The 12,099-nt window shown below is 62.8% G+C and carries 12 protein-coding genes; 2 read left to right on the top strand and 10 right to left on the bottom strand.

All coding sequences use genetic code 11. The features are described from left to right. The first annotated feature begins 70 nt into the window (after positions 1-70). Complete coding sequence (locus tag HCF10_RS03475) at positions 71-1,321, top strand: OprD family porin (protein ID WP_145334966.1); 1,251 nt, start codon at positions 71-73, stop codon at positions 1,319-1,321. An 84-nt stretch (positions 1,322-1,405) separates the two neighbouring features. Next, on the top strand, positions 1,406-2,305 hold the full coding sequence (locus HCF10_RS03470) for a polysaccharide deacetylase family protein (protein ID WP_131697179.1): 900 nt from the start codon (positions 1,406-1,408) through the stop codon (positions 2,303-2,305). On the opposite strand, the gene pcaC is transcribed toward HCF10_RS03470, so the two are convergent. The 10 genes from pcaC to HCF10_RS03420 form a co-directional block, all read right to left on the bottom strand. Then, complete coding sequence (gene pcaC, locus HCF10_RS03465; RefSeq protein WP_024073913.1) at positions 2,306-2,698, bottom strand: 4-carboxymuconolactone decarboxylase; 393 nt, start codon at positions 2,696-2,698, stop codon at positions 2,306-2,308. Positions 2,699-2,768: 70 nt separating this feature from the next. Then, positions 2,769-3,560, bottom strand: coding sequence for a 3-oxoadipate enol-lactonase (gene pcaD / locus HCF10_RS03460; RefSeq protein ID WP_145334968.1), 792 nt, complete (start codon positions 3,558-3,560; stop codon positions 2,769-2,771). A 10-nt stretch (positions 3,561-3,570) separates the two neighbouring features. Next, positions 3,571-4,935 carry a 3-carboxy-cis,cis-muconate cycloisomerase gene (locus tag HCF10_RS03455; protein WP_167654875.1) on the bottom strand — a complete coding sequence of 455 codons (1,365 nt, stop codon included), beginning with the start codon at positions 4,933-4,935 and terminating at the stop codon, positions 3,571-3,573. A 10-nt stretch (positions 4,936-4,945) separates the two neighbouring features. Then, a complete protein-coding gene (locus HCF10_RS03450; RefSeq protein WP_131697182.1) occupies positions 4,946-6,241 on the bottom strand; it encodes an MFS family transporter in 1,296 nt (431 codons plus the stop codon). 189 nt (positions 6,242-6,430) lie between these two features. Continuing rightward, positions 6,431-6,997 carry a protocatechuate 3,4-dioxygenase subunit alpha gene (pcaG, locus tag HCF10_RS03445; RefSeq protein WP_167654874.1) on the bottom strand — a complete coding sequence of 189 codons (567 nt, stop codon included), beginning with the start codon at positions 6,995-6,997 and terminating at the stop codon, positions 6,431-6,433. 1 nt (position 6,998) lies between these two features. Beyond that, on the bottom strand, positions 6,999-7,703 hold the full coding sequence (pcaH, locus tag HCF10_RS03440) for a protocatechuate 3,4-dioxygenase subunit beta (RefSeq protein ID WP_027604405.1): 705 nt from the start codon (positions 7,701-7,703) through the stop codon (positions 6,999-7,001). A 17-nt stretch (positions 7,704-7,720) separates the two neighbouring features. Continuing rightward, positions 7,721-8,923, bottom strand: a complete 1,203-nt coding sequence (gene pcaF / locus HCF10_RS03435) for a 3-oxoadipyl-CoA thiolase (RefSeq protein ID WP_184744923.1) — start codon at positions 8,921-8,923, stop codon at positions 7,721-7,723. Then, complete coding sequence (locus tag HCF10_RS03430; RefSeq protein WP_053137056.1) at positions 8,920-9,699, bottom strand: CoA-transferase subunit beta; 780 nt, start codon at positions 9,697-9,699, stop codon at positions 8,920-8,922. Before HCF10_RS03430 ends, pcaF begins: the two co-directional genes overlap by 4 nt. Next, a complete protein-coding gene (locus HCF10_RS03425) occupies positions 9,699-10,556 on the bottom strand; it encodes a CoA transferase subunit A (protein ID WP_167654873.1) in 858 nt (285 codons plus the stop codon). The genes HCF10_RS03430 and HCF10_RS03425 overlap by 1 nt, the downstream gene beginning before the upstream one ends. A 147-nt stretch (positions 10,557-10,703) precedes the next feature. Beyond that, positions 10,704-12,044: an MFS transporter gene (locus tag HCF10_RS03420; protein ID WP_092487752.1), complete on the bottom strand. Its 1,341-nt coding sequence runs from the start codon at positions 12,042-12,044 to the stop codon at positions 10,704-10,706. Between the last annotated feature and the right edge of the window lie 55 nt (positions 12,045-12,099).

Genomic DNA, 12,099 nt, shown 5'->3' with positions numbered 1-12,099 from the left:
GAACCGCCCCCGCACCGCCCCGCACCATGGCCGCCACCTGCATAAACTCAATAACAACAGGTTCTACGCCATGAGCACTTTTCACCCGCGCCGGCTGCTGCTGGCCACCACTATCGCCAGTCTTGCCCTGCCCGTCGTCGCCGAAGAACACGGTTTTCTGGAGGACGCCAGCGCCAACCTCAACCTGCGTAATTTCTTCTTCAACCGCAATTTCACCAACCCGACCAAGACCCAGGGCGGCGCACAGGAGTGGACACAGAGTTTCATCCTCGATGCCAAGTCCGGCTTTACCCAGGGCACCGTCGGTTTCGGTGTGGATGTGCTGGGGTTGTACTCGTTGAAGCTCGATGGCGGGCGCGGTACCGGTGGCACCCAGCTGTTGCCGCTGGACCACGATGGCCGCCCTGCGGATGAATTCGGGCGTCTCGGCGTGGCGTTCAAGGCGCGTATTTCCAAGACCGAAGTAAAGGTCGGCGAATGGATGCCGGTGTTGCCGATCCTGCGTGCCGACGATGGCCGCTCCCTGCCGCAAACCCTGCGCGGCGGGCAGATCACGTCGAAGGAAATCGACGGTCTGACCCTGTACGGCGGCCAGTTCCGCGCCAACAGCCCGCGAGACGACAGCAGCATGTCGGACATGTCGATGGTCGGCAAAACCGCGTTCACCTCGGACCGCTTCAACTTCCAGGGCGGCGAGTACGCCTTCAACGACAAACGCACGCAGATCGGTCTGTGGAACGCCCAGCTCAAGGACATCTACAGCCAACAGTTCGTCAACCTGATCCACAGCCAGCCCGTGGGCGACTGGACCCTCGGCGCCAACCTCGGGTTCTTCTACGGCAAGGACGACGGCAGCGCCCGCGCCGGCGACCTGGACAACAAGACCTGGTCCGGCCTGTTCTCGGCCAAGTATGGCGGCAACACCTTCTACGTCGGCCTGCAAAAACTCACCGGCAACAGCGCGTGGATGCGCGTCAACGGCACCAGCGGCGGCACCCTCGCCAACGACAGCTACAACTCGAGTTACGACAACGCCGAGGAAAAATCCTGGCAAGTACGCCACGACTACAACTTCGCCGCCCTCGGTGTACCGGGCCTGACCCTGATGAACCGCTATATCAGCGGCAGCAACGTGCACACGGGCACCATCACCGACGGCAAGGAATGGGGTCGCGAAAGCGAATTGGGCTACACCGTGCAAAGCGGCGCGATGAAAAACCTTATGGTGCGCTGGCGCAATTCCAGCATGCGCCGCGATTACAGCAACAACGAGTTCGATGAAAACCGGTTGATCGTCAGTTACCCGATAAGTCTGCTGTAATCCAGCGCGACACTTACTGTATCGTGCGCGCCTGCCGCTGCTGATCCGCCCAGCAGCGGCCTCTTATTCGAGCCTGCGCACACCATGAAATCCTTTGCCTTAGCAAACGCCGTGCTTGCCCTGGTCTTATGCCTCAGCGGCTGTATCGGAGCGCCCATCGCCCTGACAACGCAGACCGAGCAACGCCTGCAAGCCGAGGCGCCGATCCGTTTTTTGCTGACCTTCGACGATGGCCCCAGTGCTTCGGGCTACGACAACCCCAGCCGTTCAGTGGTCGCCGACCTGGCACACAACCCGGTGCTGCCGGGGATCAAGGCGGTGTTCTTCCTGCAGACCGAAGCGGCCCGCTCCGGCGGCAGCTCCAGGGGGCGCAAGACCATGGAACGCGAGTATGCGGGCGGCCATATCCTGGCGTTCCATACGGCGACGGCGTTTCATACCAACCATCGCTGGCTGAGCAATACCGAACTGGAAAGCACCCTCACCCAGGGCGCGGCGGATATCGCCTCGATCACCGGCGCACCGCCCGTGCTGGTGCGCCCGCCGTTCTGGAACTACGACCGGCGCACCTTCGCCGCCTACCAGCGCCATGGCATGCAGGTATTGCTGACCGACCTGAGCGCCAATGACGGCAAGATCTGGGGCTTCAACGGCAGCCCACGTCGCCGCGCCAACCTGTACCGACAACTGTCGGTGGTGCGCGAGCGCATCGCACTGGACGAATTGCCCACGGTGGACGGCGTGATACCGGTGGTGGTGACCTTCCACGACATCAACCGCTACACCGCGCGGCATATGCAGGAATACCTGCAGATCCTGCTGGACAGCGCCCGAGTCAACGGCATGAAGACCGCCACCGAACCGTTCTACACCGATACGGCCGCCCTGCAACGCGCGGCGCTGGCGCGTACGGTCAAAGATGTGAATGAAGCCGTGCATCTTCCGGGCGTGTGGAATTGGGTGTGGGACGCAGACTCCCACTGATCACTCGCGCGACTCGACACCCAGCTCATCCCATACAGACTCCGCCAGGTGAAACGTGGCATTCGCCGCCGGAATCCCGCAATAGATCGCACTCTGCATCAGTACTTCCTTGATCTCGGCGCGGGTCACGCCGTTACTGGCGGCCGCACGCAAATGCAGCTTCAACTCTTCACTGCGGTTCATGCCGATCAGCATGGCGATGGTGATCAGGCTGCGGGTGTGACGAGGCAGCCCGGGGCGGGTCCAGATATCACCCCAGGCGTGGCGGGTGATCATCTCTTGGAACTCGCTGTTGAACTCGGTCAGGGCATTGAGGCTGCGGTCGACATGGGCATCGCCCAGCACTTCGCGGCGCACTTGCAGGCCATCGGCATAACGTTGTTTCTCGTCCACAAAAAACTCCTGCTTCAATAAGATTTCAACTCGATTACCTGCGGCGAGCGGGCTTGCCACAACAGCTGCCTCAGCGGGCCAGCAGAAACTGGATAACCCGGTCACTGAATGCAGCACCGGCCTGTACGTTGGACAGGTGCGCGGCGTAGAACTCGGCGTATTCGGCGCCCTGTACATGGTGCTGGATAAAGTGACCACCGGCCGGTGGGGTGACGGCGTCTTCAGTGCCGGCAATCACCAGGGTTGGCGCCTTGATCTTCGACACCTGCTCACGGAAATCCGCATCACGCACGGCGGCACAGTTGGCCGCGTATCCTTGGGGCGAAGTCGCGGCAAGCATGTCGGTGATCTGCTTGGCCTGGTGCGGGCTGGCCGCCGCAAAATCGGCGGTGAACCAGCGTGCAATCGATGCATCGCGCAAGGCCACCATGGCTGCCGCGCCGTCGCGCAGGACCATCTCGATCCGTGGGTTCCAGATCTCCGGTGTGCCGATTTTGGCGGCGGTGTTGCACACCACCAGGCGGTGCAGGCGCTCACCCGCGTTAATCCCCAGCCATTGGCCGATCAAGCCGCCCATGGACAGCCCGCAAAAATGCGCACGCTGAATATCCAGCGCATCCAGCAGAGCGATCACGTCGTGGCCCAGTTGCTCGATGCTGTAGGGCCCCTCAGTCACCAGGGATTTACCGTGGCCACGGGTGTCAAAACGCAACACCCGGAAATGCTTGGTCAACGCCGGGATCTGGATGTCCCACATGTGCAGGTCGGTGCCCAGCGAGTTGGACAGCACCAGCACCGGCGCATCCACGGGGCCATCAAGTTGGTAATGCAGTTCGCCCTCGGCGAGTTGTACGAAAGCCACAGCGTTCTCCTTAGGCGGTCAGTGCAAAGTGTTCGGTGACAGCGCGAGTGACCCAGGTGGTTGACTGGCCCAGATAGTGGGCCGGGTCGAGCAGGCGGTCCAACTCAGTGGCGGACAGCTCGGCGGTGACCTGCGGTTCGTCCGCCAGCACCGCGCGCAAGTGGCGCCCCTCGGCGACGGCGCGTTTGCAGCATTGCTCCAGCAGGTGGTGCGCGGTTTCCCGGCCCAGGCGCTGGGCAAGCACGATACTGACGGCCTCTGCCAGCACCAGGCCTTGGGTCAGGTCGAGGTTGTGGGCCATGCGTCCAGGGTCGACTTCCAACCCTTCGCTCACCAGCAGCGCTTGTTTCAAGGCACCGGAAACCAGGCGGCAAATCTCCGGCAAGGTCTCCCATTCGGCGTGCCACAGGCCCAGGCTGCGTTCGTGTTCCTGAGGCATGGCGCTGAACATCGTCGCCACCAGGCCGGGCACGCGCGTGGCGGTGCTGATCAGCACGGCGGCGCCGACCGGGTTGCGTTTGTGGGGCATGGTCGACGAACCGCCTTTGCCGGGCGCCGACGGCTCGAAGACTTCGGCCGCTTCGGTTTGCATCAGCAGGCTGATATCGCGGCCCAGTTTGCCGAGGCTCCCGGCGATCAGGCCCAACACGGCGGCAAACTCCACCAGACGATCGCGCTGGGTGTGCCAGGGTTGTTCAGGCAAGCTCAGTTGCAGTTCAGCCGCCAGCGCCTCGGCCACCGGCATGGCGTGTTCACCGAGTGCCGCTAACGTCCCCGACGCGCCGCCGAATTGCAGCACCAGCAAACGCGGTTTCAGTTCTTCCAAGCGCTGGCGACTGCGCGTCACCGCGCCCAGCCAACCGGCAATCTTCATCCCCAAGGTGACCGGCGTTGCGTGCTGCAACCAGGTACGCCCGGCCAACGGTGTCGTCGCATAACGCTGGGCCTGGGCGGCCAGCACGTCGCCCAGACGCGCCAGGTCCGTGTCGATCAACCCCAGCGCCCGCCGCAGTTGCAGCACCAGCCCGGTGTCCATCACGTCCTGGCTGGTCGCGCCCAGGTGCACATAGCGCTCGGCCCCAGCATCCTCACTGGCAATCAGCTTGCCCAGCGCCTTCACCAGCGGAATCGCCGAATTCCCCGCCGTGGCAATCGCCGCGCCGAGGGCATCCACGTCGTACAGCGAGGCCAGGCACGCCTGGGCAATCGGCGCCACGACGGCCTGCGGGATTACCCCGACCTGGGCCTGCGCCCGAGCGAGCGCGGCTTCGAAATCGAGCATGCCCTGCAAGCGTCCCTGGTCGCAGAACACCTCGGCCATGCTGTCAGCGGTGAAGTAAGCGTCGAACAGTTGATTGCTCGTGCGCAGTGTCATAACTCATCCCTTACAAATCGTGATGCAGGTACGCCGCCTGTTTCGGCAGGCGCAAGCTGAACAGGAAGGCCACCGCCATCATCGCGGTGACGTACCAATAGAAAGTGTTTTCCATGCCGATGGATTTCAGGCTCAGCGCGACGACTTCCGCCGAACCACCAAACACCGCGTTAGCCACCGCATACGCCAGCCCCACGCCCAAAGCACGCACCTGGGGCGGGAACATCTCCGCTTTGACCAGGCCGCTGATGGAGGTGTAGAAGCTGACAATCGCCAGGGCCAGGGTGATCAGCACAAACGCCAGGAACGGGCTGGTGACGGTTTTCAAGGTCAGCAGGATTGGCACCGTGAACAGGGTGCCGAGGCCTGCGAACCAGAGCATCGAATTACGTCGGCCGATCTTGTCCGCCAACATACCGAAGAGCGGCTGCATGCACATATAGAGGAACAGTGCGCCGGTCATGATGTAGCTCGACGTCTTGGCGTGCATGCCCACGGTGTTCACCAGGTACTTTTGCATGTAAGTGGTGAAGGTGTAGAAAATCAGCGAGCCACCGGCGGTGTAGCCGAGCACCGTAACGAACGCTTTGCCGTGGTCGCGAAACAGCGCGACGATGCTGCCGGCGTCCTTGTCTTCACGCATTTCCTTGCTGGTGGTTTCCTTGAGGGTGCGACGCAGCAGCAGGGAAATCACCGCCGCAATCGCACCGATCACGAACGGAATCCGCCAGCCCCAGGCGCGCAACTCTTCTTCAGTGAGGATCTGTTGCAGGATCACCACCACCAGCACCGCCAACAGTTGGCCACCGATCAGGGTCACGTACTGGAACGAGGCGAAAAACCCACGCTGGCCCTTGAGCGCGACTTCACTCATGTAGGTCGCGGTGGTGCCATATTCGCCCCCCACCGACAAGCCCTGGAACAGCCGCGCCACCAGCAGCAAGGCCGGGGCCCAGGCGCCGATGTCTTTGTAGGTGGGCAAAAAGGCGATGACCAGGGAACCGGCGCACATCATCAGCACCGAGATCATCATCGAATTCTTGCGCCCGTGCTTGTCGGCAACCCGGCCGAACAGCCAGCCGCCGATGGGGCGCATCAGAAAGCCGGCGGCGAACACGCCAGCAGTGTTGAGCAGTTGGACCGTGGGGTCATCCGACGGGAAAAACGCCGGGGCGAAGTAAATGGCGCAGAAGGCATAGACGTAGAAGTCGAACCATTCGACCAGGTTGCCGGAGGAGGCACCGACAATCGCAAAGATCCGTTTGCTACGTTCTTCTCCGGTGTAGTGACTGGTGGTGGTTGTCATGGTTTTTTTCACTCAGTGGGAACGGTTATAGCCTAGACATACTTTGCAACAACCATGTTCCGCAAGCAGACTTTTGAGTAGGCAGTGCCTGAACCGGCCCCATCGGGGCAAGCCCCCTCCCACCTTTTGACCGCGCCGCCTATCAAATGTGGGAGGGGGCTTGCCCCCGATGAGGCCCTGACAAGCGACTCAGTAATCGAAGAACACCGTTTCCTTATCTGTCCCCTGCAAAATCACATTCCACTGATGCACACCCGCCGCATCCGGCTTGGCAATCAACGTGCCGCGCCGCTCTGCGGGCACACACGCCAACAATGGGTCATCCCCATTCAACGCCTCGCCCTCGAAATAAATCCTCGTCAGCAGGTGCTTCACTAGCCCACGGGCAAACACCAGCACCACCAGGTGCGGCGCCTGGGTCGTACCTTGCAGGCCCGGCACGCTGCCCGGCTTGATCGTGGTAAAGCGGAAGCGCCCTTCGGCATCCACCGGCACCCGGCCAAAGCCTTCGAAATTCGGGTCCAGCGCCTTGTCCTGCTCATCTTCAGGGTGGTCGTACTTGCCGGCGGCATTGGCCTGCCAGACTTCGAGCATGGCGTCGTTGACAACATCACCGTTGCCGTCCACCACTTGCCCGCTGATCGCCACGCGCTCACCGAGGGTGGCGGCGACGGTCAAGTCTTCGCGGTTCAGCCAGGTCAGGCCGATGTGGTAGTACGGCCCGACGGTGTGGGACGTGGTCGCGCTGAGTGTCATCTCATTTCTCCATCGGCGTGGCGTCGCGGCCGCGCAGGACGATGTCCCAGCGGTAGCCGAGGGCATAGGAAGGAATGGTTTTTTCCAGATCGAAACGGGCGATCAGGCGTTCCTTGGCGCTGGTATCCGGTACGCAGTTGTAGATCGGGTCGTATTCCAGCAGCGGGTCGCCAGGGAAATACATCTGCGTCACCAGGCGCGTCAGCACGCTTGGGCCGAACAGCGAAAAGTGAATATGCGCCGGGCGCCACGCGTTGTGGTGGTTGCCCCATGGGTAGGCACCAGGCTTGATGGTCTGGAACTGGTACCAGCCATCGGCGTCGGTGACGGTGCGCCCGGTGCCGGTGAAGTTCGGGTCCAGCGGCGCATCGTGCAGGTCACGCTTGTGGTTGTAGCGACCGGCGGCGTTGGCCTGCCAGATCTCCACGAGAATGCCCGGCACCGGCAGGCCGTTTTCATCCAGCACGCGACCGTGAATGATGATGCGTTCACCCAGGGGCTCGCCGTCGTGTTGGGCAGTGAGGTCGTTGTCCTTCTCGCTGACTCGCTCGGCACCGATGGTCGGGCCGGTGATTTCCGACAAGGAATGGGGCAGAAACACCAACGGCTGGGACGGCGAACGCAGGTTCGTCGACTGATAGGCCGGGTGCAGGTAATCAGGTTGAGTGCCCGCTTGCGGGCGCCGGTAACCGGGCTTGTCACTCATGGAGCAGTCCTCTCTTATTAGATGCGTTCAATCGCCAGGGCCAGGCCTTGGCCGACGCCCACGCACATGGTCGCCAGGCCTTTACGGCCGCCGGTTTTTTCCAACTGATGCAGGGCCGTCAGTACCAGCCGCGCACCGCTCATGCCCAAGGGATGGCCAAGCGCAATGGCGCCACCGTTCGGGTTGACCTGGGGGGCGTCGTCGGCAATGCCCAGTTCACGCAGCACCGCCAGGCCTTGGCTGGCGAAGGCTTCGTTGAGTTCGATCACATCAAAGTCAGTGACGGCCAGGCCCAGGCGCTCCACCAGCTTGCGCACCGCCGGCACCGGGCCGATGCCCATCACCCGTGGCGCGACACCGGCACTGGCCATGCCCAATACGCGAGCGCGGGCAGTCAGGCCGTGTTTTTTCACCGCTTCGGCAGACGCCAGGATCAGCGCGGCCGCGCCGTCATTCACACCCGAGGCATTGCCGGCGGTGACGGTTTTGTCCGGCCCGTTGACCGGCTTGAGTTTGGCCAGGGCTTCGAGGGTGGTGTCCCGCGGGTGCTCATCGTGCTCCACCACGGTTTCGCCTTTTTTATGGGCGACCCGCACCGGCACGATTTCTTCAGCGAAGAACCCGGCCGCCTGGGCGGCGGCGGTGCGTTGCTGGCTGCGCAGGGCGAAGGCGTCCTGGTCAGCGCGTGAAACCTGGTAGTCGTCGGCGACGTTATCGGCGGTCTGCGGCATGGCATCCACGCCGTACTGGGCCTTCATCAACGGGTTGATAAAACGCCAGCCGATGGTGGTGTCTTCCAGCTTCATGTTGCGCGAAAACGCCGCATCAGCCTTGCCCATCACGAACGGGGCACGGGACATCGACTCGACGCCACCGGCAATTGTCAGCTCCATTTCGCCGCTGGCGATGGCGCGAAAGGCGGTGCCGATCGCATCCATGCCCGAGGCGCACAAACGGTTGAGGGTCACGCCAGGAATGCTCTCCGGCAGGCCGGCCAGCAACAGCGCCATGCGGGCAACGTTGCGGTTGTCTTCACCGGCCTGGTTGGCGCAGCCGAGGAACACCTCGTCAACGGCCGACCAGTCCACCGATGGGTTGCGCTCGATCAGCGCCTTGATCGGCAAGGCCGCCAGGTCATCGGCACGCACGGTGGACAGGCCACCGCCGAAACGGCCGATGGGGGTACGAATCGCATCGCAGATAAATACCTCGCGCATCAGGCTTCTCCCGGTGCTTGGCCATGGGCGGCGGCCGTGCGTGCTTCGAGATCACGCAGGGCAGTCAGTTCCACCTCGGTAGGCTCGGCGGTGGTGCTGACCTGGTCGGCAAATCGAATCGCCCAACCGGTGGCCGCTACGACTTGCTCGCGGGTCACGCCCGGATGGAGGGCGGTGACCACAAATTCATGGGTGCCCTCTTCCGGCTCCATGATGCACAGGTCGGTAATAATTCCGACAGGACCGGCACCCGGCAGACCCAGGCGTTTGCGCGAATCGCCGCCTTCGCCGTGGCCGACCGAGGTGATGAAGTCCAGTTTGTCGACAAACGAACGGGACGACTGCTTGAGGATGATCAGCACGCTCTTGGCCGAGCCGGCGATTTCCGGCGCGCCACCGGCGCCCGGCAGGCGCACCTTGGGTTGGTGATAGTCACCGACCACGGTGGTGTTGATGTTGCCGAAGCGGTCGACTTGCGCGGCACCGAGGAAGCCCACGTCGATACGCCCGCCCTGCAGCCAGTAGCGAAAGATCTCGCCAGTCGGCACTACGGTGTCGGCGGTTTCCGCCAGTTCGCCATCACCGATCGACAGAGGCAATACGTTGGGCTTGGCGCCAATCGGACCGGACTCGTAGATCAGCACCACATCTGGCGATGAGGTCAGGCGCGCCAGGTTGGCGGCCTTGGACGGCAGGCCGATGCCCACAAAGCAGACCGAGCCGTTCTTGAGGCGGCGCGCGGCGGCGACGGTCATCATTTCATTGGTGGAGTAAGCCATTACTTGGCCTCCCGCTGTGTGGTCAGCTTGGCCTGGAATTCACTGAAATCGGCAGTGCCGTGGATGTATTCATCCATCCAGGCGGTAAAGGTCCCTCGGTCGCGGGCGATTGGGTCCCACGCCTGATAGAAGCGGTTGTCTCGCTCGTTGTAGCCGTGGGCGTAGGACGGATGTGCACCACCGGGTACATGGCACACCGCAGTCAGGGCCCAGGTCGGCAGCACGCAGCTGTTCATCGGCGCGTTCAGGTCATCGACGATTTCTTCCACGGTGACGATGCAGCGCTTGGCCGCCAGGGCCGCTTCCTTCTGCACGCCAAGAATGCCCCAGAGCAGCACGTTGCCCTTGCGATCAGCCTTTTGCGCGTGGATCACGGTGACGTCCGGACGCACCGACGGCACCGCTGCCAGCACTTCACCGGTGAACGGGCACGTCACGGTCTTGATCAGCGGGTTGACCTTGGGCAAGTCGGAACCCGCGTAGGCGCGCAGCACCGCGAAGGGCAGGCCGGATGCGCCGGCGACGTAGGCATTGGCCAAGTCGGCGTGGCTGTGCTCTTCGATTTCCAACGGTTGCGGCCATTGCTTTTCGACCGCGTCGCGCAGGCGATGCAGGGAACCTACACCCGGGTTACCGCCCCAGGAGAAAATCAGCTTGCGCGCACACCCTGCACCGATCAACTGATCGTAGATCAAGTCAGGCGTCATACGCACCAGCGTCAGGTCTTTCTTGCCCTGACGAATGATTTCATGACCTGCGGCCGTAGGGATCAGGTGGGTAAAGCCTTCGAGGGCAACGGTATCGCCGTCGTTCACGAAGCGCTTGACCGCATCACGCAGGGTGAGAATTTCAGCCATGGGGTTGGGCTCCCGATATGGATCGAAAAAGGCGCTGAGGTGGCGCCGAAGTGCTTGAAGATTAAGCCGGGGAAATGGGCCAAACAATCCGATAATCGACTCAGCGTTCGATTATCGAACGGATTGTTGGCAGGCTATCGATTGATCTCAGGTGGCATCCGCATGGCTGACCATGCCCTTGATGACAACGGCAGCAGTGGCCAGAGCGGCCGGAATCACCAGGGCGGTGAGCACCTGCTCGAAGTTCCAGCCCAGGCCGAGCAAGGTGGCGCCCATCCACGCGCCGAGGATCGCGCCGAAACGGCCGATGCCAAGCATCCACGACACGCCGGTGGCGCGGCCTTGGGTCGGGTAGAAGCGCGCGGCCAGGGACGGCATCGCCGATTGCGCACCGTTGACGCACATCCCGGCGACCAGCACCAACGTGGCCAATAGGGTGATATTGCCCAGGCTCTGCCCTACCGCGTAGGCAAACACCCCGGCCAGCAGGTAGAAGGTGCCGATGACCTTGTGGGGATTGAACCGGTCCATCGCCCATCCCACGCCGACGGCGCTCAATACGCCACCAAACTGGAACAGCGCCCCGATGAAGGCGGCCTGCTCCATGCTGGCGCCGCTGTCACGCATCAGGGTCGGCAACCAACTGGTCAGCAGGTACACGATCACCAGGCCCATGAAGTAAGTCAGCCACAACAACAAGGTGCCCGCGCTGTAGGTGCCGGAGAAGATCACCGCGAACACGTTGCGCGCCTTGACGGTTTTTTGTTCGGGCACGCTGAAGGCGGTGGCCTGGGCAACAATAGAAGGTTCGATCGGCGACAGGGTTTTGCGCACCTTGTCGGTCCCGCGGTTGCGCACCACCAGGTAACGTGCCGACTCCGGCAGCCACACCAGCAGTACCACGGCGAGGATCAATGGCAGGATGCCGCCAATCAGCAGCAGGCTATGCCAGCCGAACGCGGGGATCAGCTTGGCCGAGATAAACCCGCCACCGGCCATGCCCAGGTTGAAACCACAGAACATGCTGGTCACCAGCAGCGATTTGTGACGCTCGGGGGTGTATTCGGACAGCAGGGTCGTGGCGTTCGGCATACCGGCGCCCAGGCCCAGCCCGGTGAGGAAGCGCAGCACCAGCAACTGGTCGACATTGCTGCTGTAGGCCGAGGCCAGGCTGAACGCGCCAAACACCAGCACGGCGCCCACCAGCACCACTTTACGGCCGAAGCGGTCGGCCAGTGGCCCGGACCCCAGGGCGCCGAACACCATGCCGATCAATGCGGCGCTCATCACCGGGCCAAGGCTGGCGCGGTCGATGCCCCAGTCCTGGGACAGCGCGGGTGCGATAAAACCCATGGCGGCGGTGTCGAGGCCATCAAGGAAGACAATGAGGAAACACAGGATCACCACGCGCCACTGGTAACGAGACAGTGGCTGGGTGTTGATAAAGGACTGCACGTCCAGGGTGGTACCGACAGAAGGCTGATTCATTATTCTTATTCCACACCGATGGCGGGCCAACGGCCTGGGGCCGTCATTATTATTG

This window comes from Pseudomonas sp. B14(2022) (assembly GCF_012030485.1).
In the GTDB taxonomy this organism is placed as follows: domain Bacteria; phylum Pseudomonadota; class Gammaproteobacteria; order Pseudomonadales; family Pseudomonadaceae; genus Aquipseudomonas.
The sequence above is the reverse complement of the archived record's forward strand: the minus strand, read 5'-3'. Positions and strand labels throughout refer to the sequence as shown.

Excerpts from the sequence above, each read along its gene's own strand:
- pcaG (WP_167654874.1), bottom strand. The coding sequence starts at position 6,997 with ATGACACTCAGCGCGACCACGTCCCACACCGTCGGGCCGTACTACCAC.
- HCF10_RS03470 (WP_131697179.1), top strand. The coding sequence starts at position 1,406 with ATGAAATCCTTTGCCTTAGCAAACGCCGTGCTTGCCCTGGTCTTATGC.
- HCF10_RS03430 (WP_053137056.1), bottom strand. The coding sequence starts at position 9,699 with ATGGCTTACTCCACCAATGAAATGATGACCGTCGCCGCCGCGCGCCGC.
- HCF10_RS03475 (WP_145334966.1), top strand. The coding sequence starts at position 71 with ATGAGCACTTTTCACCCGCGCCGGCTGCTGCTGGCCACCACTATCGCC.
- HCF10_RS03425 (WP_167654873.1), bottom strand. The coding sequence starts at position 10,556 with ATGGCTGAAATTCTCACCCTGCGTGATGCGGTCAAGCGCTTCGTGAAC.
- HCF10_RS03455 (WP_167654875.1), bottom strand. The coding sequence starts at position 4,935 with ATGACACTGCGCACGAGCAATCAACTGTTCGACGCTTACTTCACCGCT.
- pcaH (WP_027604405.1), bottom strand. The coding sequence starts at position 7,703 with ATGAGTGACAAGCCCGGTTACCGGCGCCCGCAAGCGGGCACTCAACCT.
- HCF10_RS03420 (WP_092487752.1), bottom strand. The coding sequence starts at position 12,044 with ATGAATCAGCCTTCTGTCGGTACCACCCTGGACGTGCAGTCCTTTATC.
- HCF10_RS03450 (WP_131697182.1), bottom strand. The coding sequence starts at position 6,241 with ATGACAACCACCACCAGTCACTACACCGGAGAAGAACGTAGCAAACGG.